General features: G+C 59.4%; 21 protein-coding genes. 13 read left to right on the forward strand and 8 right to left on the reverse strand.

Annotation, left to right across the window (positions count from 1 at the left end):
* Positions 1 to 48: 48 nt before the first annotated feature.
* Positions 49 to 2,385 (reverse strand): ATP-dependent helicase, encoded by a 2,337-nt coding sequence (locus FCS96_RS01200; RefSeq protein ID WP_138438419.1) that lies wholly within the window; start codon positions 2,383 to 2,385, stop codon positions 49 to 51.
* Positions 2,386 to 2,569: 184 nt separating this feature from the next.
* On the opposite strand from FCS96_RS01200, the gene FCS96_RS01205 reads away from it, so the two are divergent.
* From FCS96_RS01205 to FCS96_RS01215, 3 genes are all read left to right on the forward strand, one after another.
* Positions 2,570 to 2,947, forward strand: coding sequence for a DUF2237 family protein (locus tag FCS96_RS01205; protein ID WP_138438420.1), 378 nt, complete (start codon positions 2,570 to 2,572; stop codon positions 2,945 to 2,947).
* A complete protein-coding gene (locus tag FCS96_RS01210; RefSeq protein WP_138438421.1) occupies positions 2,947 to 5,100 on the forward strand; it encodes a tRNA(Met) cytidine acetyltransferase TmcA in 2,154 nt (717 codons plus the stop codon). Before FCS96_RS01205 ends, FCS96_RS01210 begins: the two co-directional genes overlap by 1 nt.
* Positions 5,101 to 5,171: 71 nt before the next feature.
* The gene (locus tag FCS96_RS01215) at positions 5,172 to 5,867 is read left to right on the forward strand and encodes an ankyrin repeat domain-containing protein (RefSeq protein ID WP_138438422.1); all 696 of its coding nucleotides are present in this window, start codon (positions 5,172 to 5,174) and stop codon (positions 5,865 to 5,867) included.
* 3 nt (positions 5,868 to 5,870) lie between these two features.
* On the opposite strand, the gene FCS96_RS01220 is transcribed toward FCS96_RS01215, so the two are convergent.
* The gene (locus tag FCS96_RS01220; protein WP_138438423.1) at positions 5,871 to 6,974 is read right to left on the reverse strand and encodes an enoyl-CoA hydratase/isomerase family protein; all 1,104 of its coding nucleotides are present in this window, start codon (positions 6,972 to 6,974) and stop codon (positions 5,871 to 5,873) included.
* A gap of 162 nt (positions 6,975 to 7,136) precedes the next feature.
* Between FCS96_RS01220 and FCS96_RS01225 the strand changes: the two genes are divergently transcribed.
* A complete protein-coding gene (locus tag FCS96_RS01225; RefSeq protein WP_138438424.1) occupies positions 7,137 to 7,472 on the forward strand; it encodes a c-type cytochrome in 336 nt (111 codons plus the stop codon).
* A gap of 39 nt (positions 7,473 to 7,511) precedes the next feature.
* On the opposite strand, the gene ppnN is transcribed toward FCS96_RS01225, so the two are convergent.
* Complete coding sequence (gene ppnN / locus FCS96_RS01230) at positions 7,512 to 8,894, reverse strand: nucleotide 5'-monophosphate nucleosidase PpnN (RefSeq protein WP_138438425.1); 1,383 nt, start codon at positions 8,892 to 8,894, stop codon at positions 7,512 to 7,514.
* 148 nt (positions 8,895 to 9,042) lie between these two features.
* On the opposite strand from ppnN, the gene thiI reads away from it, so the two are divergent.
* Positions 9,043 to 10,497 carry a tRNA uracil 4-sulfurtransferase ThiI gene (gene thiI / locus FCS96_RS01235; protein ID WP_138438426.1) on the forward strand — a complete coding sequence of 485 codons (1,455 nt, stop codon included), beginning with the start codon at positions 9,043 to 9,045 and terminating at the stop codon, positions 10,495 to 10,497.
* Positions 10,498 to 10,547: 50 nt separating this feature from the next.
* On the opposite strand, the gene FCS96_RS01240 is transcribed toward thiI, so the two are convergent.
* Positions 10,548 to 11,561: a histone deacetylase family protein gene (locus FCS96_RS01240; protein ID WP_138438427.1), complete on the reverse strand. Its 1,014-nt coding sequence runs from the start codon at positions 11,559 to 11,561 to the stop codon at positions 10,548 to 10,550.
* Positions 11,562 to 11,733: 172 nt separating this feature from the next.
* Between FCS96_RS01240 and FCS96_RS01245 the strand changes: the two genes are divergently transcribed.
* Both FCS96_RS01245 and uvrD read left to right on the forward strand, forming a co-directional pair.
* Positions 11,734 to 13,185: an NAD-dependent succinate-semialdehyde dehydrogenase gene (locus tag FCS96_RS01245; protein ID WP_138438428.1), complete on the forward strand. Its 1,452-nt coding sequence runs from the start codon at positions 11,734 to 11,736 to the stop codon at positions 13,183 to 13,185.
* Between the two features lie 259 nt (positions 13,186 to 13,444).
* Complete coding sequence (gene uvrD, locus FCS96_RS01250; protein WP_138438429.1) at positions 13,445 to 15,610, forward strand: DNA helicase II; 2,166 nt, start codon at positions 13,445 to 13,447, stop codon at positions 15,608 to 15,610.
* Positions 15,611 to 15,755: 145 nt separating this feature from the next.
* Here the strand turns inward: uvrD and FCS96_RS01255 are convergent, their stop codons facing one another.
* Positions 15,756 to 16,553: an undecaprenyl-diphosphate phosphatase gene (locus tag FCS96_RS01255; protein WP_138438430.1), complete on the reverse strand. Its 798-nt coding sequence runs from the start codon at positions 16,551 to 16,553 to the stop codon at positions 15,756 to 15,758.
* A 196-nt stretch (positions 16,554 to 16,749) separates the two neighbouring features.
* On the opposite strand from FCS96_RS01255, the gene FCS96_RS01260 reads away from it, so the two are divergent.
* A complete protein-coding gene (locus tag FCS96_RS01260; RefSeq protein ID WP_138438431.1) occupies positions 16,750 to 17,940 on the forward strand; it encodes an MFS transporter in 1,191 nt (396 codons plus the stop codon).
* Between the two features lie 37 nt (positions 17,941 to 17,977).
* On the opposite strand, the gene FCS96_RS01265 is transcribed toward FCS96_RS01260, so the two are convergent.
* Positions 17,978 to 18,382, reverse strand: coding sequence for an acyl-CoA thioesterase (locus tag FCS96_RS01265; RefSeq protein ID WP_138438432.1), 405 nt, complete (start codon positions 18,380 to 18,382; stop codon positions 17,978 to 17,980).
* A gap of 195 nt (positions 18,383 to 18,577) precedes the next feature.
* On the opposite strand from FCS96_RS01265, the gene FCS96_RS01270 reads away from it, so the two are divergent.
* The 5 genes from FCS96_RS01270 to phoU all read left to right on the forward strand — a co-directional run bounded on the left by FCS96_RS01270 (position 18,578) and on the right by phoU (position 24,074).
* Positions 18,578 to 19,621, forward strand: coding sequence for a substrate-binding domain-containing protein (locus FCS96_RS01270; RefSeq protein WP_138438433.1), 1,044 nt, complete (start codon positions 18,578 to 18,580; stop codon positions 19,619 to 19,621).
* A gap of 142 nt (positions 19,622 to 19,763) precedes the next feature.
* Positions 19,764 to 21,152, forward strand: a complete 1,389-nt coding sequence (gene pstC / locus FCS96_RS01275; protein ID WP_138438434.1) for a phosphate ABC transporter permease subunit PstC — start codon at positions 19,764 to 19,766, stop codon at positions 21,150 to 21,152.
* Positions 21,145 to 22,419, forward strand: coding sequence for a phosphate ABC transporter permease PstA (gene pstA, locus FCS96_RS01280; RefSeq protein WP_138438435.1), 1,275 nt, complete (start codon positions 21,145 to 21,147; stop codon positions 22,417 to 22,419). Before pstC ends, pstA begins: the two co-directional genes overlap by 8 nt.
* An 11-nt stretch (positions 22,420 to 22,430) precedes the next feature.
* Positions 22,431 to 23,318, forward strand: coding sequence for a phosphate ABC transporter ATP-binding protein PstB (gene pstB / locus FCS96_RS01285; protein WP_138438436.1), 888 nt, complete (start codon positions 22,431 to 22,433; stop codon positions 23,316 to 23,318).
* Between the two features lie 33 nt (positions 23,319 to 23,351).
* Positions 23,352 to 24,074, forward strand: a complete 723-nt coding sequence (phoU, locus tag FCS96_RS01290) for a phosphate signaling complex protein PhoU (protein WP_138438437.1) — start codon at positions 23,352 to 23,354, stop codon at positions 24,072 to 24,074.
* Positions 24,075 to 24,101: 27 nt separating this feature from the next.
* On the opposite strand, the gene FCS96_RS01295 is transcribed toward phoU, so the two are convergent.
* Together FCS96_RS01295 and FCS96_RS01300 are read right to left on the reverse strand one after the other, a co-directional pair.
* Entirely contained in the window at positions 24,102 to 24,467 is a 366-nt protein-coding gene (locus FCS96_RS01295; RefSeq protein WP_138438438.1) for a histidine triad nucleotide-binding protein, read from the reverse strand.
* Positions 24,468 to 24,527: 60 nt separating this feature from the next.
* On the reverse strand, positions 24,528 to 25,823 hold the full coding sequence (locus tag FCS96_RS01300; RefSeq protein WP_138438439.1) for an FAD-dependent monooxygenase: 1,296 nt from the start codon (positions 25,821 to 25,823) through the stop codon (positions 24,528 to 24,530).
* Between the last annotated feature and the right edge of the window lie 72 nt (positions 25,824 to 25,895).

Here is a 25,895-nt window from a genome sequence, read left to right on the forward strand (position 1 = left end):
GATCGCCGGATATGGCTCGTAAGCCATTAATTTTACGTAAGAAATTGGTTATGTGTTCTGGTCATGTCCGGCTAGAGGTGTGAAATACAGGTGAGCACTTTTCTTGCTGAAGTTCAGGGTGTCGCCGTTGTCGAAACGGACCTCGAACGCACTTTCGTCTTCGCTGACCACGCTGCCGGCACCGAAGATGGCGTGGCTCAGGCGTTGCCGATGCCAGAGCACGCTTGCGGCGTCGGTCTGGGTAGCTTCAGAACCATTCAGGGAGACGCCTTCCCGTTCGGCGTAACGCAAACTCACGGGCGTGATCGGAGCCGCCAGTTCGATGGTGGTGTCCGCATTGTGGTTGCCTTCATCAAGCAGGCGCCCGAGTTCGTGGGCCAGATCGAAGCAGAATTCCTCGACGAACCGGCTGGGGCCCTGATCGCCCTCCAGGTGGGGTTGAGCACTCACTGGTCGGCTGAGCAGGTGTAACTGCTGGCGGGAACGGGTCATGGCGACATACAGCAGGCGCCGTTCGCTTTCGAGGATCGACCGGGCGTCGTCTTCGGCCCGGGGGCTGTAGGGCAGGTACTTTTCCTGCAGGCCAGGGATGATTACCCGTGGCCACTCCAGCCCCTTGGTGCGGTGGATGGTGGAGAGCAGAACACCGCCCTGCTGGTTTTCGCCCGCCTGCTGTTTCAGTGTTTTCAGATGGTCCAGGGCACCACTGGCATCCACATCCAGGCTTTTCAGGTACTCGCGGAAACCATGGACGGTGTCGATGCGCTCCTCGGCGCTCTCGTGAGTCAACGCCAGGCTTCGAATGCCTTCATACAGGTCGGTGTGCTCAGCATACACACTGATCAGACCCGCCACCGGGCCCTTGTATCCGCGCAGCTGGCTCAACACCTCGCCCAGTTTGCGCAGCTTGCGCCCGGCCATGGGCGACAAGGCATCGAAGTCCATGGCCTGCAGGCGTTCGTGCCAGTCGTTGGCGAAGCCGGATAGGAAGCGGGCCAGCTGTTCCAGCTCCGGCTCTTTCAGGCCCACGTGCGGGAAGCGCAGTAACTGGCGCGCCACCTCCAACCGGTCGCTGTCGGGCAGGTTGCTTGATCGGCCCGTTACCACCATCAGCACCGAGGTGATGGCCTGAACTTCCCGGCTGAACAGAGCGCCCTTGCCGGCGTCAATGCGGTAAGGAATCTGCCGGGCCAGCAGCTTCAGCTCAATCGGCACGCTCTGGCTCCAAACCCGGAACAGAATGGCGGTGTCGCTGAGATTTGCTTCGGGCGCCTGCTGCAGAATCCGGATTACGGTGTCGCTGTCACTGTCGACCCGGTGCAGCTCCACCTCAGTGGCGGGTGTCGAAGGGTGCGAGTGGCACAGCACATCCTTGCGACCGGTGTTGTGGCAGATCAGATGATTGGCCAGCAAGGCCACCCGGTGGCCGTAACGGAAGGTATAGCTGAGCGTTTGCTCCAACGGGCTCTCGAATTCGTCGCTGAACCGTTTCAGGATGAACTCCGGTTTGGCACCCCGGAATTCGTAGATGGTCTGGTCCGGATCGCCAACCACGGTGACCCGGGCCCGGTCACCGGCCACATAACGCAGCAGCAGGTGCTGGATTTCGTTGGTGTCCTGATACTCGTCCACCAGAATCAGGTCCATCTTGTTACCCACCAACCGCTGCAGTGGCGGATTCTGGTGAATCGCCATCACCGGCTCGTAGAGCATGTCGGCGTAGCTGATGCGGCTCTGGCTCTTGCGCCATTGCTCGAAGCTGTGGAACAGGTCAATCAGGTAGCGATGCTTGTCGGCGTAGCCCAGCTCTTCGAACACGATTTCCGCTGGTGACAAGGTCGTCTTCACCAGATCGATGAAGCCGGTGGCGGTCTCCACAAAGTCTTTCTTGTTGCGGCGGATCTCGTCGGCCAGGTCCTCGGGAGCCAGGCGGCGAGTCAGTTGCCAGGCCTGGAAGCTGATTTCCTGTTCGGTCAGGATCTTGTCTGAAAAGCCCGGCAGGTAGCCTTCGCGGACGAACCGTTTGTAAAGCCGTAACCCCATGGCGTGATAGGTCCGAATCTCCGGCAGTGCCAGCCCGCTCTGGTGGCAGACCTCCTGGAGTTTGCGCCCGAAATCCACCCGCGCGCTGCGATTGAACATCAGTACCAGCATTCGATCTGGATCATGGCCCTGCTGCAACAGGTAGCGAATACGCCAGGCGAGGGTAGAGGTCTTGCCGCTACCGGCTACGGCGGTGATGACGGAGTGCTCGTAACCGGCGGTAATGATCGCCCGTTGCTCGTCGGTGAGAAAATCTGGCAGATCGAGGGCGGCGTGTTGGGGTTTGGTTGGCATAGGGCGTATTGTACTGGCCAACTGGTAGAGCGGGTACCCGTCCCGCATAATTGAAAAAACCTATTCAAAGTCATTCGACTACAACTCATAGGATTGGGGCGGCCTTCGGCCAGGGTTTCCAAAACTGTGCGGAGCCATGGATGGCGGAGCTCAAACGTCACATGGACGTGCTTGAGCGGGTTTTGGAAACCCTGGTCGAAGGCTGCTCACTCCCAAAGCTGAAGGCAAAAACATGCAAATATCCGAATCCGTCAACGTACTGGGCGAAACACTGGAAACCTGCGGCACCGATCCGAAAACCGGGTTCTACCGTGACGGCTGCTGCAACACCGGGCCAGACGACCTGGGCTTTCACACCGTGTGTACGGTCGTCACCGACGCCTTTCTGGAATTCTCAAAAGCCAAGGGCAACGACCTGAGTACACCTCGGCCGGAATTCGGTTTTCCCGGCCTGCGGGAAGGTGACAGCTGGTGCCTGTGCGCGGCGCGTTGGCAGGAAGCTTTCGAGGCCGGAGCGGCCCCGCGCGTACGGTTGCGGGCGACTCATCAGGCCACACTGGAAATGTGTGAATTGAACGATCTGAAACGGCATTCGGTGGATCTCAGTTAATGACTCCGGGTGTGCTCACGGCTGAGGAACTCGACGCCTGGCAGTCATTCCAGCGCGGGCTGATGCTGCGTGGCGAGCGCCGTCTTGTGCTGATTGAGGGTGAGCGCGCTCCGGCCTTGAGCTGGCTGTCGCACCTGTTGCCAGCGCTGGCGGCAGAGAGCGGTGTTTGGGTCGGGCCGGACACGGATCGGCCCTTTGAGGCGCTGACGCCTATGGCTCCCAAACAGATCCGGCAATGGCTGGGCCGCGAGTCCTCGGTGGTGGTTTGGGATGGCTGGCAGGGGAATCCGCCGGATGCCTTTGCTGCTCTGTCGGGAACGCTGAAGGCGGGTGGCCTGCTGTTCTGGCTGATGCCGCCCCTGGATCAGTGGTCGAATTTCCCCGATCCGGATTACGCCCGAACCGGTCTGGATGACCTTCCTGAGCATCCCTTTGCTGCGCGAATGGCGGATTTGCTGGCGGCTGATTCTGAGGTGATTCGGGTCAAACCCGGCCAGTCGGCATCCGTTGATCTGCCCTTGCTGGCGGAACCGGATCAGCCATTTTCTGTGAAGACGACCGATGATCAGCGTGCCCTGATTGATCGGCTGGTGCAGTTTGGTCTGGGTCGGCGCCGTCGGCCGGTGGTCGTCACGGCTGACCGTGGCCGTGGTAAATCGGCAGCGCTGGGATTGGCCGCGGCCGAAATGCTGCGACAGGGCCGGCGCCAGATTCTGGTAACGGCACCGTCCCGGGATAATGTGGCGACGCTGTTTCGTCACGCCCGTGACAGTCTTGGTGACGATATCCTCACTGCCTCAGAATCCGCGCTGGAAACCCGAGCGGGTGGCCGCCTGCGGTTCCTGGCTGTTCGGGATCTGCTGGCCGAGAAGCCGGAAGCCGAGGTGGTGCTGGTGGATGAGGCGGCCGCCCTGCCGGCGGCATTGTTGAAGCAGATTCTAATGGGGTGGCCGCGGGTGGCTTTTTCGTCCACCGTGCATGGCTATGAGGGTGCCGGCCGTGGTTTCGCCATTCGTTTCCGGCAGGTTCTGGATCGGGAAACACCACACTGGCAAGCCCTAACTCTCAGTGCGCCCATTCGCTGGTCCACTACCGATGCCCTGGAACCGTTAATCTCCCGCCTGTTCCTGCTGGCGGCAGACAGTCCTGAGCTGGCGCCCGAGGCGGTGGACGCAGCCGACGTCATTATCGAACCTATAGTGCCTCGGCAGTTGGACGATCAACAGCTGTCGGAGGCGTTCGGGTTGTTGGTGGACGCGCACTACCGCACCACGCCCGCGGATCTCCGGCAATGGCTGGATGCTACAGCTGCGCGCAGTTGGCGCGCCCGGGTGGGCGACACCACCGTGGGTATTCTCTGGGGTGTTATTGAGGGTGGCCTTAGCCCTGAACTGGCGGAACAGATAACTCTCGGTCAGCGACGACTTCGTGGCCATCTGCTGTCGCAATCGTTAGCCAGTCATAGCGGGTTCCCGGAAGCCGCGAGTCAGCAATGTCTTCGGGTTACCCGGATTGCCGTGGCCGACCACGCTCGCCGGCTGGGTGTTGGTCGCGGATTGGTGGCTAAGGCCAGGCAGGCAGTCTTGCAGGAAGGCCTGGATACGCTCGGCACCAGCTTCGGTGGCAGTGAGGAGTTGCTGAAATTCTGGCGTGCCAGTGGCTTGGTTCCGGTGCGCCTGGGCCTGAACCAGGAGGCTACCAGTGGCGAGTACCCGTTGCAGATGCTGAATGGCTGCAGTGCGGCCGGCCAACATCTGGTCGAGCGCCTGCAGCAACGCCTGGCCGAACATTGGCCAACCCTCCTGCCGCTGGCCTGGCCGGCGTTGAATCTACGGCTGGCGGCGGCCCTGAGTGCGGAATTGCCGGCTACCAGTTGCCTCAGTGACGATGATCGGCGGGACCTGCACAGTTTTGCCCATGGCCATCGTGGCTTCCTGCTCTCGTTACCGGTGCTGCGTAAGACCTGTGCCGTGCAGGGCGTGCCCCTCTGGCTGCAAACCCAGGACGAGTTGCTGCTGTGGGTGGCCGCAGCTCAACAACAAAAGAGCTGGCCAACACTGCAGGGGCAGGGCTTGTGTCTGGGCCAGCGCGATGGGGAAGATCGCTTGCGGGCACTGGTACGTCAACTTCTGCAAAACGGCCCTGAGTTGTGACCCGCTCGATTTAATTCTGCTTCACCGCTGCCCAGAATAGGCTCACTCCAAACCGATTGAGACCGTTTGTTATGGCCAAGGGAACCGGCTACCCCCGCTGTCTGTTGTTGTCCTGTGTTGTGCTCTTGCCTGGGCTGTCCGGCTGCGCCACCTCCGTTGAACCGACCAACCTAACCCATGCAAGCGCCACCTTTGCCGCCACTCCGTTAATGGCCGCAGCCGCATCCGGAAACCTGGATCGGGTGGTGGCCCTGACTGAAACGGGCGAATCGCTCAATATCCTGACCGAAAACGGTTCTCCACTGATGGCAGCGGTTGCAGCCAAGCAGGATCGGATTGCCTGGTATCTGCTGTCTGAGGGTGCGGCGCCGGATTTGGCCGCGGCGGGTGCCCAAACACCCTTGATGGTGGCATCGTCGCAGGGGAGTCGGCGCCTGGTGCAATTGCTGTTATCAGCCGGGGCCCAGGTCAATGCCAGCAACGCCAACGGTTATACCCCGGTCATGCGCGCCGCTGAGCAGGGCCATTTGTCCGTGGTGAAGTTACTGCTGGCGGCGGGGGCGAACGTCAATGTCAGTCAGGGTGGTGAGTCGTTGCTGATGAAGATTGTTGCCAGTGGCGACCTGCTGACGGCAGAAATGCTCTTGGCCGCAGGTGCCGATGTGAATTATCGATCGCCGGAAGGCCACACTGCGCTGGACGTGGCCCGGGCGACGTCCAGCCAGGATCTTGAAATGCTGTTGGTCCAGGCGGGTGCGAGGCATTAAGTCTTAGTCAAGCTGCATGGGGTCAGTCTGGTCGTCCCATTCCGGCTGGAAGTGTGCCTCCACCACTTCGGCGGGCACGTCGCTAACCGAGTTGTACGACCAGGTTGGTTGTTGATCCTTGTCCACCAGCCGCGCCCGGATGCCTTCCGGCAGATCCGGGCGCCGGGTGCATTCCATCGCCATCGCCAGTTCCATGCGCAACACATCTTTGAACGACATCTGCTGGGCTTTCTGGAGTTGGCTCCACACCAGCCAGGCCGTGACAGGACACCCGCCCCGTAGGTTGCTCATGCAGGCATTCCACCATTCGCTGTCAATTTCCGCTGACAGCAGTTGGTCGACAATCTCCGGCAGTTCATCACCCGCGCTCAGTCGGGCAATGTGCTGTTCATGCCGCTCCAGATTGCTGCGCTGAAGGCTGCGATAATCCGGAGCATGCATCTGGCTCAACAGCCTGAACAGCCGGTTGTCATCTGCTGCTGCCTGGCCGGACCAGCGCTGGTTCTGCAAGGTGCCGAGCATGAGATCCCGGTCTTCGGGCAGCAACACCATGTCGCTGAGGCCGATTCGAATGCTGTCGGTGATGTTTAGTCGGGCCCCGGTCAGGCCCATGAACAGGCCGATCCGGCCTGGCAGGCGGTTGAGAAACCAGCTGGCCCCGACATCGGGAAACAGGCCGATTGAAATTTCGGGCATAGCCATGGTCACGTCCGGTGTCGCCAGTCGGTAGCGGCAGGCGGACAACAGTCCGAGACCACCGCCCATGACCGCGCCGTGGGCCACGCCCACCACCGGTTTCGGGAACCGCTGCAGGCTGTAGATCAGCCGGTACTCATTGGTGAAAAAGCGCGCCGGCGCGTCAGGCTCGCCGGCGCCACGGATAGCGCTGTATAGATTTCGGATATTGCCACCGGCGCAAAACGCCCGCTCGCCCTCGCCCTGAAGCACCACCAGGCAGATATGGTCGTCTTCCGCCCACCGGTCCAGCGCGCATTGGAGGTCGTTGATCATGGCCTCTGAGAGTGCGTTAAGTGAGGCGGGGGCATTCAGTGTCAGCAGGCCAATCCGGCCTTCCAGGCATTCGATTTCCTGAACCGCTATGGACATTGAGGGGGTCTCCGGTGTTCGAGAATCATCTGGGCGCAAAAGCTATTGATCTAACGGATTTGGCTGGGCCGTGCTCTGTGTTATAAGAACACCACGGGTTTTAAAACCAGTATCCACTACCGGTGGGCAAATACCAAAAACGATGAAGAGAGGGTAAAGACAATGGAACTGAAACACTACGCCGTTGCGGGAATTTTTGCACTCAGCGCCGCCATTCCGGGCATCGCCACTGCGGCTGACGCTGCCGCCGGTAAGGCCAGGGCAGCGGTATGCGCAGCCTGCCATGGCCAGAACGGTATTGCCCAGATTCCAACTTACCCGAACCTGGCGGGCCAGAACGAGCAATATCTGGTCTCTGCCATCAAGGCGTACAAGAACAAGCAGCGCACCGGTGGTCAGGCCGCCATTATGCAGGGCCAAGCCGCAGCCCTGAGTGACACCGATATTGCCAATCTGGCGGCCTATTTTGCCAGCCTGCCGGCAGATGGCGGCAAGTAAACGCGCCACCGAAGGCTGCTGAAAGGTCAGTGTGGCGGCTCAGGCCGCCCCACTGACAATGCGATAGCTGGGATGGTAGGTTGAAGATCCGGGCAGCTTCATGCGGTTCTGAGCGACGAACTGGGCCAGCATGGCTTCCAGGGGTTTGATCAGGGTTGGGTCGCCGGAAATCTCGAACGGTCCCCTGGCCTGCACCTGACGAATACCATCCTCTTTGACGTTACCCGCAACAATGCCGCTAAAAGCCTTGCGCAGATTCGCAGCAATCAGGTGCACTGGCTGGTCGCGATGCAATTCCAGGCCCAGCATGTTCTCGTGATTGGGGTGGAACGGTAACTGGAAAACCGGGTCTATTTTCAGCATCCAGTTGAAGTAGTACGCGTCCTGCATGGCCCGCCGGAAGGTTTCCACATCCTTCATGCCTTTCTTCATGGTCTGGGCCACTCGCACCGGATCATCAATGATGATCTCGTACTTCTTGGCAGCTTCGTCGCCCAAAGCGTTGCGAATGAACTTGTCGATCATTTCGAAGTATTCCGCATTTTCCTGCTTGCCGGTAAAGACCACCGGGAAAGGCAAGTCGGCGTTGTCCGGATGCAGCAGAATGCCAAGCAGATACAGGATCTCTTCGGCGGTGCCCACGCCCCCGGGGAATACGATTACCCCGTGGCCGCAGCGAATAAAGGCTTCAAGCCGCTTTTCGATGTCGGGCATGATCACCAGCTCATTGACGATCGGGTTCGGCGCCTCCGCACCAATGATGCCGGGTTCGGTGATGCCAATGTAGCGCCCGTTCTTCACACGCTGTTTGGCGTGGGCGATGGTGGCGCCCTTCATTGGGCCTTTCATGGCGCCGGGGCCACAGCCGGTGATGATGCTCAGTGCCCGCAGGCCCAGTTGATGCCCCACTTCCTTGCTGTACTGGTACTCTTCGTGGCTGATGGAGTGGCCACCCCAGCACACCACCAGGTCTGGCTGGCGTCCGGCTTCCAGAACCCGGGCATTACGCAGCACGTGGAAGACCAGGTTGGTCAGGTCCTCAGGATCGTCGCGGCGGAAACCACTGGCGGACTGGGGGATAGAGTGAGAATAGATAATGTCCCGAAGTACTGAAAACAGGTGCTCGCGGATAGCTCTCAACATTTCTCCGTCGACAAAGGCGTGGGCCGGAGCGTTGACCAGCTCCAGTTTCAGTCCCCGCGGTTGCGGAACCAGGTGCACGTCAAAGTCGGCGTGGGCTTCCATCAGGGCCTTACAGTCGTCGGTCTCTACACCGGTGTTCAGGACCGCCAGGGCACATTGGCGGAACAATCGGTACAGGCCGCCCTCGCTTCGATCCTTGAGGCGATTCACCTCATGGTTGGAGAGGATTTCAAGGCTGCCTTCTGGGGATACCAAAGCATTGATGGTGGGTTCTTGCATGAACGAAACAACTCCTGAATGTTTCCGGCCGGGCGGGGGTGGTTGCCAAACGGGCCGGTGTCTCGGCTATGCCTGATTTTGAGGCATGGTCATTAAAAGGTAGACTAAGTGCTTTCCGCCTTATACGCCACTCGACAATATTCCGATTATGAAATTACTTATTCGTCCTGCCCCCGAAGTCGCTATCAAGAGCAAGCCCGTTCGCCGACAGCAGATGCGGCACTTGCGGCAGAACATCCGAAAGCTGTTGGTTCGGCTGGATAACGCCATCGTAGTCGAGGGTACCTGGGACCGGGTAACGGTCGAGTTTCCCGATGACCGCGGGTTATCCGGATTGGTGTTGGACGCGGTGCTGCGCATCCCTGGTATCTCCACCATCCAGGAAATCGGCGTGTTCCCGTTTGTGGATCTCGATGACATCGCCGACAAGGCGGTGGAGGCCTTTGCTGAACGATTGAAGGGGCAGACCTTTGGGGTCCGGGTTCGTCGGCACGGTGACCACAAATTCCGCTCCAGTGAATTGGAACGGATTGTCGGCTCGGCCCTGATGCAGGCCTCTGAGGCTGCAGGTGTGAACCTGAAATCGCCCGACGTGGAAGTGCGGATCGAGGTGCAGGATGACCACTTCCACATCGCCCATCGCAAGCACCGCGGGCTCGGCGGCTATCCCTTGGGCAGCGTTGAAACCGTGATGACGTTGATTTCCGGCGGTTACGACTCCTCGGTAGCCGCCTACCTGATGATGCGTCGAGGCCTGCGCAGTCACTTCCTGTTCTTCAACCTCGGCGGTACTGCCCACGAGGTGGGTGTGCGTCAAGTGGTGCATTACCTGTGGGAGCAGTATGGCGCGTCCCACAGTGCCAAGTTTATTTCGGTACCGTTTGATGGCGTGATTGCGGAAATCATGCGTTCGGTCAATCACCGCCATTGGGGTGTCGTGCTGAAGCGCCAGATGCTGAAGGCGGCCGCTGAGATTGCTAAAAAGAACAACGCCATTGGTCTGGTGACCGGCGATGCGGTGGCCCAGGTGTCGAGTCAGACCCTGAGCAATCTCAATGTGGTGGATCGTGCCAGTGACGAGGTGGTGCTGCGCCCGTTGGTGTCCATGGACAAGGAAACCATCATCAACATTGCCCGTGAGATTGGCACCGAATCATTCGCGCGCAACATGCCCGAGTATTGTGGGGTGATATCCCAGAAGCCGGCGACCCGCGCGAAGCTGCACAAAGTGGAAGCGGATGAGGAAGAGATGGACACGGCGGTTTTGGCGAGCGCCGTCGAGGCTCGTGAGGAAACGGCCATCAGCCGCCTGCTGGACACCACCACCACGCCGGAAGATGTGGAACTGGTTCAGACGCCCGGTGTTGAGGATGTCATCATCGATGTCCGACACCCATTCGAGGGCGAGCAGTCGCCGCTGAAGCTGACCAACAATGAGGTCATGCAGATTCCGTTTTATGAACTGAATCAGCAGATTGCCGAATTGCCCAGTGACCGTCAGTACCTGTTGTACTGCGACCGCGGGGCGATGAGCCGGATGCACGCCGGCCATCTGAAGGCTGAAGGGCACGCCAACGTCAAAGTGTACGCGCCCGCCTCCTGATGTCTCTACTCAGCATTTGGAGCTGAGATTCCTCCCTCAGCCTGGTCCGGTTAGCCGGCCAGGCCCTTGAAGAACTGCTGGACGTTTTCGCTCAGCGTTTCCAGATCATAGCCGCCCTCCTGCACCACCAGCGTTGGCAAGCCCAACTGGCGGATGTGCGAGCTAAGCCGGCAAAAGCCTTCTGACGTCACCGAAACCTTCGCTTGCGGGTCGTTCTGGTAGATATCGAAGCCCAGAGCGAGCACCAGCACGTCGGGCTGATAAAGCTTGAGTGCCGCCAGTGACTCGTCCAGCTTGTCGAAGAAGTCCTCTTCCGAAGCACCGTGGGGCATGGGCATGTTGATGTTGTAACCAAACCCGTCGCCTTCACCCCGTTCGTTTTCAAAGCCGGTTACTACCGGGTAGAAGTTTGTCGGGTCGCCGTGGATCGAGATGTACAACACGTCACTGCGATCGTAGAAAATCTCCTGGATACCCTGGCCGTGGTGCATGTCGGTATCGAGAATGGCAATGCGCGGGAACCGTGTTTTCAGGTGCTCGGCGGCAATGGCGGCGTTGTTCAGGTAGCAGAAACCGCCGGCGGCGTCCTTGCGGGCGTGGTGGCCCGGCGGTCGACACACGGCGTAGGCGGTGCGGTCACCGGCAATCAGGGCGTCGGCGGCGCCGAGCGCGGTTTGCGCGGACCAGTAGGCGGCATGCCAGGTGTTGGCGCCAATGGGGCAACTGCCGTCGGCCTGGTAGCGGGCGGCTTCCGCCAAGATGCCGGTCAGGTGGTTCGGTGACCGCACAAAGATGTTGGAGATCACCTCTTCGCCCCAGTCATCCATCTTCATCCAGCGCCGGTGCGCGGATTCCAGGAAGCGCAGATAGCCGAGATCGTGCACCTTGGAGATCGGGGCGGCGCCCTGATCGGCCGGCTGTAAAACCGGAACCCCCATCTCCTTCAGGCCCTCCAGCATCTGGCCGGTGCGATCGGGCACTTCCTGAGGCTGGCGCATTTGCCCGCGAGTAAAGTAGGTCTGCGGAATATGCTGATCCTGAGCGGGATGGAAAAACGCTTTCATTATCCGATCTCCTTGGTTCTACAAGCCCCTGAGCATAGGCGCATCAGGCGGTGATCAAAAGCCCGGCCGTCGACTTTACAGCCAGTGATTCAGCATCCACTATGGAAGACATATTCAACCTACGCAACTGTGTCCCGCAGGGGATATGGCTACTGACAGAAGAGGAGCCAAGATGATCGAGTCACCACTGCTGGAAAAGCGCAATGGCTACATCGGCGGTCGCTGGACAGATAATGTCCAGGGCAACACCTTTGATGTTTACAACCCGGCGACAGGAGATGTGATCGCAAAAGTCGCCTCCATGTCCGAGTCCGAGGTGGAAGATGCCGTTGCTGCCGGCAAGTCGGCTTTGCGCCTGACCAGCCCTTACTCCATCGAAACCCGCCGCAAATGGCTGGAAGACATCCGGGATGCCCTGAAAGCCAACCGGGAAGAGGTCGGGCGGATCCTATGCCTGGAACACGGCAAGCCGTTGCAGGAAGCTCAGGGTGAAGTGGATTACGCTGCGGGCTTCTTCGATTATTGCTCCAAGCACATCCAGGCGCTGGACGCCCACACCATTCCGGAAAAGCCGAAAGACTGCACCTGGACGGTTCACTACCGCCCGGTGGGTGTGACCGGATTGATCACGCCCTGGAACTTTCCGATCGGCATGATCGCCAAGAAGCTGTCAGCCGCGCTGGCGGCCGGCTGCCCGTCGGTGATCAAGCCGGCCAGCGAGACCCCGCTGACCATGATTGCCCTGTTCTCCCTGATGGACCAGCACACCGACATGCCCGATGGCATGGTTAACCTGGTGATGGGCAAGGCCAGCGTGATCGGCAAGGTGCTGTGCGAAAGCCCTGACGTGCCGATGCTGAGCTTTACCGGTTCCACCGAAGTGGGCCGCAAGCTGATTCAGGACACCGCCGATCAGGTTAAGAAGCTGGCGCTGGAGCTGGGCGGAAACGCACCGTTCATCGTCTTCGACGACGCCGACCTGGATGCCGCCGCTGATAACCTGATTGCCAATAAGTTCCGCGGTGGTGGTCAGACCTGCGTTTGTGCCAACCGCATTTTCGTCCATGAGAAAGTGGCGGATGCCTTCGGCGAAAAACTCGCCGAGCGCGTCAACAAGATGACCGTGGGTGACGGCATAAACGGTGATGTCGATCTCGGCCCGTTGATCAACAAAGCCGGTTTCGACAAGGTAAAACGTCACCTGGAAGACGCGCTCGAGCAGGGTGCCAGCCTGGTGGCCGGCAAGCAGCCAGGTGATCTGGGCGACGGCCTGTTCTTCCCGCCGACGGTCATTACCGACGTTACCCGGGATATGTGCTGCTATCGCGAGGAGACCTTCGGGCCGCTGGTTCCGATGGCGCTGTTCCGCACGGAAGAGGAAGTTATCGAGGCCGGTAACGACACCGAGTTCGGTCTGGCCTCCTACGTGTTCACCGGTGACGCCGAGCGTGCCCAGCGCGTGGCTGCCGGCCTGCGCTTTGGCCATTGCGGCTGGAACACTGGCACCGGGCCCACACCGGAAGCGCCGTTTGGCGGCATGAAGGCCTCCGGTATTGGCCGCGAAGGCGGACTGGAAGGCCTGTTTGAGTTTGTCGAAGCGCAAACGGTACCGCGCGGCTTTTAACCTAAAAGCAGAAACCGGCAGCCCGTTAGTATCGGGCTGTCGCACGGGGGAACGTCCCCTTCAGGACACGCTACGAGCACATCCATGTGCGCTTGGGTGTGGCCATCCCTGGCCACACACAGTCCTGAAGGGGACGTTCCCCCGCGCTCTTTTCGAAACTCGGTGAGGGCTGTTCAGAGCGCTCACCCACGCGGAAATCCCTTTTTTCTCCTGTTATACTTCCACTCCTGTTTATTTAACCAGTAGCGAACGTTTTCCTATGGATGTCTCTCACATAATCGACCCTCTCAATGACGCCCAGCGCGAGGCCGTTACCGCCCAGAACGATCACCTGCTGGTGCTGGCCGGGGCCGGCAGTGGCAAGACCCGGGTGCTGGTGCATCGAATTGCGTGGTTGATGACGGTGGACCGGGTGCCGCCGACTGGCATCCTGGCGGTGACCTTTACCAACAAGGCCTCCAAGGAAATGCGTTACCGCATCGAACAGATGATGGACATTCCGGCTCGCGGCCTCTGGTTTGGCACCTTCCACGGCATTGCTCACCGATTGCTGCGCTCGCACTGGCAGGACGCAGGGTTACCGGAGAACTTCCAGGTGCTGGACAGCGACGACCAGCTGCGGATGGTCAAGCGGGTAATGCGGGAAAACCAGATTGATGAGAGCAAGTGGCCGCCCAAGCAGGCGCAATGGTTTATCAACAGCCAGAAAGATGAAGGCTTGCGGGCGGACCACATTCAGGAAAACCCGGGCGATCACTTCACCTCAACGATGCTGAAAATCTATCGCCAGTACGAAACCCTGTGCCAGCAGGGCGGCCTGGTGGATTTTGGGGAACTGCTGCTGCGCTCCCACGAACTCTGGCTGCACCGGCCGGAGCTGCTTGCTCACTATCAGAAACGGTTCCAGCACATTCTGGTGGACGAGTTCCAGGACACCAACACTATCCAGTACGCCTGGCTGCAGGTGCTTGCCAGTCAGCAGGTGCCGTTGACGGTGGTTGGTGATGACGACCAGTCCATCTATGGCTGGCGCGGCGCCAAGGTTGAGAACATCCAGCAGTACCAGCGCGATTTCCCTAACGCTCGCCTGGTGCGGCTGGAGCAGAATTACCGATCTACACAAATGATCCTGAAGGCGGCCAACGCGGTGATCGCCAACAACCAGGGCCGGTTGGGCAAGGAATTGTGGACCGACGGTCCGGACGGCGAGCCTATCAGCCTCTATGCCGCTTTTAACGAGCAGGACGAAGCCAACTACATTGCCGATAGCATCTCGGCCTGGGTTCAGGACGGCAACCTGCGTAGCGAATCGGCCATTCTCTATCGCTCCAACGCCCAGTCACGAGTGTTGGAAGAGGCGTTGATGCGCCAGGGTATTCCGTACCGGGTCTACGGTGGCCTGCGGTTCTATGATCGCCAGGAAATCCGTAACGCCCTGGCCTACCTGCGCCTGGTGCAGTATCGCCGTGACGATGCCGCATTCGAACGGGTGGTGAACCTGCCGCCCCGGGGCATTGGTGCCAAGAGCCTGGCGGAGCTTCGTGAATACGCCACCGAGCAGAGCATTTCGCTTTGGGAGTCGGCCGAGCGATTGCTCGAAGCCGGGCAGGTTAAAGGTCGGGCGAAGACCGGTTTGCAGTCCTTTATCGCAATCATTGAAGGTCTGTCCGGCATGGTGGGCGATGCTAGCCTGCATGGCCTGATGAAGCAGACCATCGAAGATAGCGGCCTGAAGAACTACCACGCCAGTGAAAAGGGCGAGAAAGGCCAGGCCCGAGTTGAGAACCTGGAAGAGCTGGTTAACGCTCTGTCAGATTACGAGGTGGAAGACGGTGTCGACCCGATGGCCGAGTTTATTGCCCAAGCCGCCCTGGATGCGGGTGAAGCCCAGGCCGAAGACCATGAGGACAGTGTTCAGCTGATGACGTTGCACTCCGCCAAGGGCCTGGAGTTCCCGATGGTGTTCCTGGCTGGCGTTGAGGAGGGTCTGTTTCCCCATGGCATGTCGCTGGAGGAGCCGGGGCGCATGGAAGAAGAGCGCCGGTTAGCCTATGTCGGTATTACCCGGGCGATGCAAAAGCTGGTGCTCACTTACGCGGAATCCCGTCGTCTGTACGGCCAGGAAAAATTCAACGCGCTGTCCCGATTCGTGCGAGAAATCCCTGGCGATTGTTTGCAGGAAGTCCGGTTGCGCAATACGGTTACGCGCCCGGCGATGCTGGAACGCCCGAACGAAAGCATGTTCAGCCAGGATTCCGCCCAGCAGTCCGGATTCAGCCTGGGTCAGCGGGTACGGCATCCGAAGTTTGGTGAGGGTGTGGTGATGAATTCGGAAGGAAGCGGGCATCATACCCGGGTGCAGGTGAACTTTGACGACGGTGCCAAGTGGTTGGTGCTGGCGTATGCGCCTTTGGAAGCTTGTTAGTTGATGCGGGTGGCGGAGGGCTGGTAAAGCTTTCCAAAACCCGCTCAAGCACGTCCATGTGGCGCTTGAGCTCCGCCATCCATGGCTCCGCACAGTTTTGGAAAGCTTTACCAGCCCTCCGCTTCCATCACTGTGCTGGCCTCGGTTACATCAAGACCGCGTAAATCACACCCGCCAGAACAATTCGATAGACCACATACGGCCACATGCCCACGGTATTCAACCACTTCAGGAAGAAGTGGATAGCGGTGATGGCCATGATAAAGGACGTTACCCCGCCGAGCAGAAAGCCGCCCCAGTCGACAATGACATCCGAGGTGGCCACTTCCAGCAGTTTAACCGCCGACGCGAGCACGATAATGGGAATGGCCAGCAGGAAGGAAAACCGTGAAGCGGTGTGGCGGGTCATGCCCAGGAACAGGCCGGCGGTGATGGTGACGCCAGAGCGGGAGGTGCCAGGTACCAGCGCCATGGCCTGAGCGATGCCGACAACAACGGCGTCTTTCCAGTTCAGTTGGTCCAGGGTGCGCTGGCGCTTGGGCAGCCAGTCGGCGATGCCCAGCAGCAGGCCAAACACCAGGGTGGTGGTGAAGATCACTTCCACGGCCCGCAGTTCATTGTCGATCATGTCCAGCAACGCCAATCCGGCTAAGCCCGCCGGGATGGTGCCAATCACCAGATAGAGCGCCAGCGCCCCCTGGCCAACCAGCTTGCGCCGGGTTACCGACAGCAAGCCATCCCGGGCTATGCCGAACACGTCGTGTCGGAAGTAGAGCACCACCGCCAAAAGGGTCCCCAGGTGTACCGACAGATCAAACCCCACGCCCTGATCGGTCCAGCCAAAAAATGCCGGTGTCAGGATCAGGTGGGCGGAACTGGAGATCGGCAGGAATTCGGTCAGTCCCTGTAAAAGGCCGAGAAAGAGGGCCTGAAAAGCATCCATAAGGCGAATCCGTTGTCTGGCTGGGGCGGTGTTACAAGCAGGCACGGATAGTAGCAGGGCACCCGGAGGCTGAACAGTCCAGCCCGGCAGAGCCCGGAACAGTCGGGCGCGAGCACTCAGCACGCAAAGTAGGGTATGGTCGGGTTTCCAGGACCATAGGCTGGCGCTCGCCGGCCATCGTTAAAGATCGAACTCTATGACTGCACTGCTTCGTCGTTACCCCTTGGCCGTAATCGTGCTGGCCCAGCTGTTCGGAACTTCGCTCTGGTTCAGCGTCAACGGCGTCTGGCTGTCGCTGTCACAAGAGCTGGGTCTCAGTGAGACCGATCTCGGGTTGCTGACCCTGGCGGTGCAGGCCGGCTTTATTGCCGGCACCTTGACGCTTGCGGTTACCGGCCTGGCTGACCGGTTCGGCGCCAGCCATATTTTTGCGGTGTCCAGTCTGCTCGGGGCACTGGTGAACGGCGGCTTCATCCTGGTGGCCTCGTACCCGCCACTCGATCTGTTATTGCGATTCGCCACCGGGCTTTGTCTGGCTGGCATCTATCCCCTGGGCATGAAGATGGTCATCGCCTGGACGCCAAAGCATGCCGGTGTGGCGCTGGCTTGGCTGGTGGGCATGCTCACTCTTGGCACCGCGCTGCCGCACCTGATGCGCGGAGCCACTCTGGGTCTGCCCTGGCAGTGGCCGCTATTTGGTGCCTCGGCACTGGCGTTAGCTGGCGGTGCCCTGGTGTATTTTTTGGGTGAGGGGCCTCATCTGCCCAAAAGTGTAGGGCCGGTGCCTTTGAAACAAGGGCTGGTTGCCCTGCGAGCGCCCAAATTTCGGGCCGCTGTCGGCGGGTATGTCGGCCACATGTGGGAGCTTTATGCCTTCTGGACGCTGGTGCCATTGTTGGCCGGGCGGGAATTGGCGCGTCTTGGCTGGAGCGAAGGCTTCATCCCGTGGTTTGCCTTTGCCATCATCGCCTCGGGTACGGCCGGCTGTATTGGCGGTGGCTGGCTGAGTCGGCGTTGGGGCAGTGAGCGGGTCGCGCGTTCGGCGCTGACGACATCCGGACTGGTCTGTCTGATTTACCCTTGGGTGTCCGGATTTTCTCCGCTCCTGCTGGCGGTTTTGCTGGTGGTTTGGGGGCTATCGGTGGTGGCTGATTCGCCGCAATTTTCGGCGCTGGCAGCGGCACGGGCTCCTACCGAGTTCGTCGGGTCCTCATTGGCGGTCATGAACGCCATTGGCTTTGGCGTCACCTTGCCTGCGATCTGGCTGACCAGTTGGCTCTGGGAATACCAAGGGATTTGGGTAGTTTGCTGGTTGCTCCCCGGGCCGATTTTCGGACTGCTTGCTTTGGGTGCGCCAGATCGACGTGCCCGGAGGTTGGCCGGTTAGGCACATTTCGTTTCCCGGGCGTCGCGACTTTGTCAAGTCAGAGGTTCTGGTCGGGCACTTCCCGGATGCGGCCGTGCTCGTCAATGGCCACGTAAACGAACATACCCTCAGTGACCTTGCGCGGGTGCTTGGCAGTGCGGTCCCGGGTCCATACTTCCACCCGGAGCTTCATGGAGCTGCGGCCAATCTCCACCACCTCACAGTAGCAGCCCACCTGCGAGCCCACGCGCAGCGGCGATAGAAACTCCATACGATCCATCGCCACGGTTGCGTTCCGACCCTGGGAAATGCGGCCGGCCATGGTGGCGGCAGCGATATCCATCTGTTTGACCAACCAGCCTGCGAATACATCGCCGTTCGGGTTGGTGTCAGAAGGGAGGGGTACAATCTGTAGGGTCAACTCACCGCGAGGGGTGGGTTTGTCGTCGTCGAAAGCCGTCATGGAGTCTGCCTTGATGTTAAGTCTGGAATTGTTATATCCCGCATGTTAGCGGCGTTAGCTTAGGCTGCAAGCAGATTTGCACTTTTCCAACTATATTTCGGTATCTGTAACAAAGTTGTCATAGAGCTTCATTACTCTTCACCCATCGGTAAAGTTCATCCACACAAATTGTCCAACCGATCTTGGAGACTCAACGTGATTAAACTGAACAAAACACTCGCAACTGTAGCGCTGGCCGGTTCCGTAGTGGCAATGTCCATGCCTGCCATGGCTCGCGACACCATTAGCATTGTCGGTTCCTCAACCGTCTACCCGTTTGCGACCGTTGTTGCCGAGCGCTTTGGTACCAAAACCGATTTTAGAACCCCGAAGCTGGAATCCACCGGCTCCGGTGGCGGCATGAAGTTGTTCTGTCAGGGTATTGGTACCCAGCACCCGGACATCACCAACGCTTCACGTCGCATGAAGGCTTCTGAGTACGAGCTGTGCCAGAAGAACGGCGTGTCCGACATCACTGAGTTCCGCATCGGTTCTGACGGCATTGTCATCGCCAGTTCCAAGGATGCACAGAACCTGGAGCTTAGCCTTGAGCAGCTGTTCCTGGCCCTGGGTTCCAAGGTGCCGGTCGACGGCGAGTGGGTTGCTAACCCGAACAAGAGCTGGAGCGACGTGGATTCCAGTCTGCCGAACAAGCCGATCCGTGTAATGGGTCCGCCGCCGACTTCCGGTACCCGTGACTCGTTCAACGAGCTGGCCCTGGCTGCTGGTTGCGACGCCCTTCCGGAAGCCGAAAGCCTGAGCAAGGACGATCACAAAGCCATCTGTGAAAGTGTTCGTGAAGACGGTGCCTTCATCGAAGCCGGTGAAAATGACAACCTGATCGTGCAAAAACTGATCGGCGATACGGACATGTACGGTGTGTTCGGTTACAGCTTCCTGGAAGAGAATGCTGACCGCCTTCAGGCCGCTACCCTGAATGGTATGGTTCCGACAGCTGAGGCCATTGCCGCTGACGAGTATCCGGTCGCCCGCTCACTGTTCTTCTACGTCAAACAAGCCCACGTCGGTGTTATTCCTGGTATCCAGGAATACGTAGATGAATTTACCAGCAATGCCGCCATGGGCCAGAATGGCTATCTGAAGAACGTTGGCTTGATCGTGCCGCCGCGCGACCAGCTGATGAACCTGATGGACAAGGCTGAAAACATGCCGAAACTGGCTCTGGAAGAGCTGAAGTAAACCGAAGGAATCGGTGAAAACAAGGGTGCGCGTCCTGATCGGGACGCGCACCCTTTCGCACATCTAGGAAGACCACTCAGTGCCATGGATAGTTTGAAACTGTACACTGGGCGCCTCGTTGAAGTCGTAGACAGGATTATTCATGCAACCGGCTAATTTGTTATTGCTCACCCTTGTGTTGGCTGTCGTGGCTTATGGCCTGGGGTATGCCCGGTCACGGTCACTGGCTATGCCACTGGGCGGCATTCGTCATCTTAAATCCCTGCCTTTCTATTATGGCGCGCGCGCCGCACTTTGGAGTGGTATTCCCGCACTGATCGTGCTGGGATGCTGGGCCGCTTTCCAGGGTAAGGTTATTCAGCTCATCATAATTGGTGGCCTACCGCCCGAGCTGATTCCCGAGACGGAAGGTCAGGCCAGCCTGTTGCTGAGCAAAATCAGCAACGTCGCCAGCGGCGCCCTGCCCGCCGGCTTTGTAGATGCACCCATTGCAGAAGCTGCAGAACGTCTGAAAGCATTGCGCGGTCAAAGCCGAATGTTGATGTCAGCGCTCGTGGTTTCAGTCTCGGTGCTTGCCGGCTTCCTGGGCTGGTTGCGTATTCGGCCGCGGCTTAATGCCCGATCCCAGGTTGAGTCCATTCTGAAGTGGCTGTTCTTCGCCTGTGCCGCCCTGGCTATCCTGACCACGGTTGGCATCATCTTCTCAGTAGCCTTTGAAACCTTCCGATTCTTCGGCAAGGTCCCGTTCACTGAATTTATCTTCGGCTCCCAGTGGAGTCCGCAGACCGCCCTGCGAGCAGATCAGGTGGCTGCACAGGGTGCCTTTGGCATGATCCCTCTGTTCACCGGCACCCTGCTGATCTCGGCCATTGCCATGGTTGTGGCGGTACCGGTTGGTTTGCTCTCCGCGATATACCTGTCGGAATACGCCAACAGGAAAGTCCGGGGTGTGGTGAAGCCGCTGCTGGAAATGCTGGCCGGTATTCCAACGGTGGTTTATGGCTTCTTTGCTGCGCTGACCGTGGCGCCATTCATCAGTGATCTTGCCGCCTCCATTGGTATTGAAGCATCGTCCCAGAGTGCACTGGCGGCGGGCGCAGTCATGGGCATCATGATCATTCCTTTCGTGTCTTCGCTGTCGGACGACGTCATTAATGCGGTGCCGCAAACGCTTCGTGACGGCTCGCTGGCGCTGGGCGCTACCCAGTCCGAGACCATGAAGAAGGTCATTTTTCCGGCGGCGTTGCCGGGCATCATGGGCGGCATATTGCTGGCGGTTTCCCGCGCGATAGGCGAGACCATGATCGTGGTGATGGCGGCTGGCCTGGCCGCAAACCTGACCGCTAATCCGCTCGAAACCGTCACCACTGTGACAGTGCAGATCGTGACCCTGCTGACTGGGGATCAGGAGTTTGACAGCGCCAAGACCCTGGCCGCCTTCGCATTGGGCGCCATGCTCTTCCTGTCCACCCTGCTGCTCAACGTAATAGCCCTGAAAATTGTGCGTAAATATCGGGAACAGTATGACTGACCAACGTTCACAGGCGGAGATTGTCCGCCAGTCGCTAAAACGCCGGTATCGCAAGGAACGTCGATTCCGTGCTTACGGTATCCTCGCCATTGGTGTTGCCCTTTCTGCGCTGGTAATTCTGTTTACCGATATCATCGGTAAGGGCTACACCGGCTTCATGAAAACTTCCGTCACCATGGAGGTGAGTCTGGATGGGGACATGATGTACCTGGACGATCCGACCGACAGTCGCCAGCTCAAGATGGCAGACTTTGTCGAACCCCTTGTCCAGGCGCTGATCAAGGAGCTCCCCAGTGCTACCGAGCAGGACCGTGATGATGTTCGTGGGCTGATCAACCCATACGCCTCGGTGACCCTGCGCGATGCCTTGAAGGAAAATCCGGACTGGCTGAACACCACTCGGACCATGACCTTCCTGTCCCATACCGACGTGGACGTGTATGTAAAACACGCCGGGGATGCCGCCTATTCGATCAAGCTCAACGACCAGCAGAAAGCCTGGGCGGATGAGTTGCTCGAGCGCGGCGTGATTGAAACCTCGTTTAATGACACCTTCTTCAGTGGCGGTGATTCGCGGGATCCGTCCAAGGCCGGCATCCTGGGTGCCATTGTCGGCTCCCTGCTGACTATGTTTGTCACTTTGATTTTGTCCTTCCCGATTGGCGTTGCCGCCGCTATCTATCTGGAGGAGTTTGCGCCCCAGAACAAGTTCACCGATTTCATTGAGGTGAACATCAACAACCTGGCTGCGGTGCCGTCCATTATTTTCGGTCTGCTCGGTCTGGCGGTATTTATTAATCTGTTCGGGATGCCGCGTTCCGTGCCGGTTGTCGGCGGGCTGGTACTGACACTCATGACCCTGCCCACGATCATCATTTCCAGCCGGGCCGCGATCAAGAGTGTGCCACCCTCCATCCGTGAAGCCGCGGAAGGCGTTGGCGCCTCAAAAATGCAGGTGGTGCTGCATCACGTGCTGCCGCTGGCCATGCCGGGCATGCTCACCGGTTCCATTATCGGTATGGCCCAGGCCCTGGGTGAAACGGCGCCATTGCTGCTGATTGGTATGGTTGCTTTCATCGTCGACGTGCCCGGTGGGTTTTTCGACTCTGCAACGGTCTTGCCGGTGCAGGTGTTCTTGTGGGCCGGCAGCCCCGAATTGGCTTTCATTGAACGCGCGTCAGCCGCCATCATGGTGCTGTTGACCTTCCTGATCAGTATGAATGCATTGGCCATCTGGATGCGCAAACGCCTCGAGCGCCGGTGGTAAGGAGAATTGAGATGAATAGCATGAACCAAAGTATCGCCAACGAAGTGCCCTCCGAGGATGAGTCACCCGTACCGGTGGCTGAGAGTCAGCCCACCGACACCGTGATCGAGGAAGGCAAGACCGTCGGCAAGCCGTTTTCAGACAATGCCAAGTTTTCCTTGCGCGATGTTGAGGTGTTCTACGGCCAAAGCCGGGCCATCAAGAAGATCAGTCTGGATATTGCCCGTAACCAGGTCATGGCGTTTATCGGGCCGTCGGGCTGCGGTAAGTCCACGTTCCTGCGCTGCCTGAACCGGATGAACGACAGCATCGACATCTGTAAGGTCAAGGGTTCACTGCAGCTGGACGGTCAGGACATCTACGACTCCAAGCGAGACGTAGTGGAGCTTCGTGCCCGGGTGGGTATGGTGTTCCAAAAGCCTAACCCGTTCCCGAAGTCGATCTATGACAACGTCGCTTACGGCCCCCGTATCCACGGCCTGGCTAACCGCAAGGCCGACCTCGACGAGATCGTCGAAAGCAGTCTGCGTAAGGCGGGTCTTTGGGAAGAAGTGAAGGATCGGCTGGAAGCTACTGCCACCGGCATGTCCGGTGGTCAGCAGCAACGCCTGTGTATCGCCCGGGCCATCGCCGTTAACCCGGAAGTGGTGTTGATGGACGAGCCCTGCTCAGCACTGGACCCGATCGCCACGGCGAAAGTTGAGGAGCTGATTGCCGAGCTGTCCGAGAGTTACACCATTGTGATCGTAACCCACTCCATGCAACAGGCTGCCCGGGTATCCCATCGCACGGCCTACTTCCACCTCGGACACCTGGTGGAAGTGAATGAGACCAACAAAGTATTTACCTCGCCGGAACACGAACTGACCGAATCCTACATTACCGGTCGCTTCGGCTGATCCCGGCGCTGAGGAACATTGGAGAAGAAGAGTATGCCTACAAAGAAGGACGATGTTTACGGGGATCATATTTCCCACAAGTTCAATGACGAACTGATGGAGCTCAAAACCGAGTTCCTGAAAATGGGCGGAATGGTCGAGTCTCAGGTCGAGAATGCCATTCAGGCCCTGATGGATGGCGATGGTCATCTGGCCGAAGACATTCGGGCCAAGGATAAGCGCGTCGACCAGATGGAAATGGCCATTGACGAGGAAGCCACCCTGATCATTGCGCGTCGGCAGCCGACTGCCCGGGACCTGCGCCTGGTGATTTCCGTGATCAAGATGGTGGCGGACCTGGAACGGGTTGGTGACGAGGCCAAGAAGATCGCCAAGTTGGCGATCAAGCTGTCCGAAGAGGGTCAGGCCCCACGCGGGTATGTGGAGGTGCGCCACATCAGCACCCACGTTCTGACCATGCTGCACGATGCACTGGACGCCTTTGCCCGTCTCGATTCCGAGCAGGCCTTGCGGATCATGAAGGAAGACAAGCGGGTGGACGAAGAGTATCAGGCTGCGGCCCGTACCCTGCTGACGTTCATGATGGAAGACACGCGCAACATTTCTCGCTGCATGTCGGTGATGTGGGTGCTGCGCGCGTTGGAACGGGTTGGTGATCACGCCTGTAACATCGCTGAGAACGTGATCTTCATGGTGAAGGGCGAAGACGTCCGTCACACCTCGGTAGAAGAAGCCGAGCGGGTGGTGGGGCGCTAAGCCCCACTCAATCCCTGTTTTTTTTGGCTACGCCTGCTTCATTCGGTCGGTGTAGGGCGGCCAGCCCATGGGTTTGCCAGCCAGCAGGTGCAGATGGATGTGAAACACTGTCTGCCCTGAATTCTCTCCGCAGTTCATCACCGTACGATAGCCGTCTTCGTCGAATCCCATCTCCTTAGCCAGTTTGCCAGCAACCCAATAGAGGTGGCCTACCAGCTCGCGGTCGTCTTCACCGATATCGTTGATGGTGGCTATGGCTTTCTTCGGGATCACCAGCAGGTGCACAGGTGCCTGGGGGTTGATGTCCCGGAACGCCAGGCTGACGTCATCTTCGTAGACAATATCTGCCGGAATTTCCCGATTGATGATCTTGGTAAACAGCGTTTCTGACATGGTGGCTCCTGAATGATTCTGGGTTTGCTCGCGAGCGTGAGTAGTGCTGTGTCTCCGGTCTCAGAGCTGACGCAGGCCGGGAATCCGGTCAATCAGTTGGCTGAGCCCGGCCGGTAACCGGTCATCAATGCCCATAGCATAGCGCGCCACCTGATTACGGGCGAAGGGCAGGGCGCGGGCGGCGCCGAGACCCAGGTTGCGCAGCAGGTGCAACGGTGGAACGCGATTGCTGAACAGATGATAGAACAGGTCCATGGTCATCATCATCCGCCGGTTGGCCGGGCGCCGCTGAGCTTCATACTGCTGCAACCATACTGGATCGGCCAGGTCCGCATTGGCGCGCCGGGCTTCCTTGAGCAGGCCCTGCAGGCACTGGGTATCCTGAAATCCGAGATTTACGCCCTGACCCGCGAGGGGGTTGATGGTGTGGGCGGCATCGCCGGCCAGCACCACGCGGCCCGAGAAGTACCGTTTGGCGTGCTGGCGCGCGATGGGGAAGCTTGCTCTGGCCTTAAGGTGCGTCAGCTGGGGCAGTTCCGGCGGGAACGCCGCCTGGACGTCCTGCAGCAATTGCTCCTCTGGCAGCGCCTTGAGACGCGCAAGTTCCCCGGGGGAATCGTACCAGACCAGTGATGCCCAGCTTTCGCCCGGATGGTCTGCTCCGGCGCTGTGCAGCGGCAGGAAAGCCCTGGGTCCGCTGGGGCAGAAACCCTGCCAGGTGATGTCGTCCACCGGGCCCTGGTATCGCACCGACATCACCATGGCTTGCTGTTCATACTGGTTGCGGTTAATGCCAATGCCGGCCAGTTCCCGGATTTTCGATTGCGCGCCGTCGGCCCCCACCACCAGTTGTGCCTGCAGCCGCTGATCGTCATCCAGAAACAGGGTGGCGGTGGTGTCGCCTTGCTCCAGCGCGACAACGCCCAGCCCGGTCAGCACGGTGACGTTCTCCTCCGCTTGCGCGGTTTGCCAGAGTGCCCGCTGGGTCACCGAGTTTTCGACAATGTGGCCCAGATGGCTGCCGCCCAGACTGGCAGCGTCAAACTCGACGCGGGTCAGTTGGCGGGGCATCAGGTTGCTGAGCGGGTGGTGGGTTTCGTCCCAGACGGCGAGTCGGCGGTAGGGAGTGCTGCGCATGCTGGTGATTTGATCCCAGGCGTCCAGGCTGTCGAGATAGCGCTGGCTGCCGGCACTGAGCGCGGATACCCGAATGTCAGGCGCGGCGGTTGGGTCAAAGACCGGGGCTTCTGAACGGTCGATCACACCGACCCTGAAACCTTGTCGGCCCAGGCCGGTGGCGAGGGCGGCGCCGACCATGCCGGCGCCGACCACCACTATGTCAAATGCATGCGTCATATAGGGTTCCTGTCTGAAGTCACCAGTTTACGCGATGACACAGATCAGACAAGCGACCCGAAGGGTATCGGT

The sequence above is a fragment of the Marinobacter alexandrii genome (assembly GCF_005871205.1).
GTDB lineage: Bacteria > Pseudomonadota > Gammaproteobacteria > Pseudomonadales > Oleiphilaceae > Marinobacter > Marinobacter alexandrii.

Bases quoted from the DNA above. Each gene is read 5' to 3' on its own strand.
- FCS96_RS01200 (WP_138438419.1), bottom strand. From the start codon at position 2,385: ATGCGGGACGGGTACCCGCTCTACCAGTTGGCCAGTACAATACGCCCT.
- FCS96_RS01205 (WP_138438420.1), top strand. From the start codon at position 2,570: ATGCAAATATCCGAATCCGTCAACGTACTGGGCGAAACACTGGAAACC.
- FCS96_RS01210 (WP_138438421.1), top strand. From the start codon at position 2,947: ATGACTCCGGGTGTGCTCACGGCTGAGGAACTCGACGCCTGGCAGTCA.
- FCS96_RS01215 (WP_138438422.1), top strand. From the start codon at position 5,172: ATGGCCAAGGGAACCGGCTACCCCCGCTGTCTGTTGTTGTCCTGTGTT.
- FCS96_RS01220 (WP_138438423.1), bottom strand. From the start codon at position 6,974: ATGTCCATAGCGGTTCAGGAAATCGAATGCCTGGAAGGCCGGATTGGC.
- FCS96_RS01225 (WP_138438424.1), top strand. From the start codon at position 7,137: ATGGAACTGAAACACTACGCCGTTGCGGGAATTTTTGCACTCAGCGCC.
- ppnN (WP_138438425.1), bottom strand. From the start codon at position 8,894: ATGCAAGAACCCACCATCAATGCTTTGGTATCCCCAGAAGGCAGCCTT.
- thiI (WP_138438426.1), top strand. From the start codon at position 9,043: ATGAAATTACTTATTCGTCCTGCCCCCGAAGTCGCTATCAAGAGCAAG.
- FCS96_RS01240 (WP_138438427.1), bottom strand. From the start codon at position 11,561: ATGAAAGCGTTTTTCCATCCCGCTCAGGATCAGCATATTCCGCAGACC.
- FCS96_RS01245 (WP_138438428.1), top strand. From the start codon at position 11,734: ATGATCGAGTCACCACTGCTGGAAAAGCGCAATGGCTACATCGGCGGT.
- uvrD (WP_138438429.1), top strand. From the start codon at position 13,445: ATGGATGTCTCTCACATAATCGACCCTCTCAATGACGCCCAGCGCGAG.
- FCS96_RS01255 (WP_138438430.1), bottom strand. From the start codon at position 16,553: ATGGATGCTTTTCAGGCCCTCTTTCTCGGCCTTTTACAGGGACTGACC.
- FCS96_RS01260 (WP_138438431.1), top strand. From the start codon at position 16,750: ATGACTGCACTGCTTCGTCGTTACCCCTTGGCCGTAATCGTGCTGGCC.
- FCS96_RS01265 (WP_138438432.1), bottom strand. From the start codon at position 18,382: ATGACGGCTTTCGACGACGACAAACCCACCCCTCGCGGTGAGTTGACC.
- pstC (WP_138438434.1), top strand. From the start codon at position 19,764: ATGCAACCGGCTAATTTGTTATTGCTCACCCTTGTGTTGGCTGTCGTG.
- pstA (WP_138438435.1), top strand. From the start codon at position 21,145: ATGACTGACCAACGTTCACAGGCGGAGATTGTCCGCCAGTCGCTAAAA.
- pstB (WP_138438436.1), top strand. From the start codon at position 22,431: ATGAATAGCATGAACCAAAGTATCGCCAACGAAGTGCCCTCCGAGGAT.
- phoU (WP_138438437.1), top strand. From the start codon at position 23,352: ATGCCTACAAAGAAGGACGATGTTTACGGGGATCATATTTCCCACAAG.
- FCS96_RS01295 (WP_138438438.1), bottom strand. From the start codon at position 24,467: ATGTCAGAAACGCTGTTTACCAAGATCATCAATCGGGAAATTCCGGCA.
- FCS96_RS01300 (WP_138438439.1), bottom strand. From the start codon at position 25,823: ATGACGCATGCATTTGACATAGTGGTGGTCGGCGCCGGCATGGTCGGC.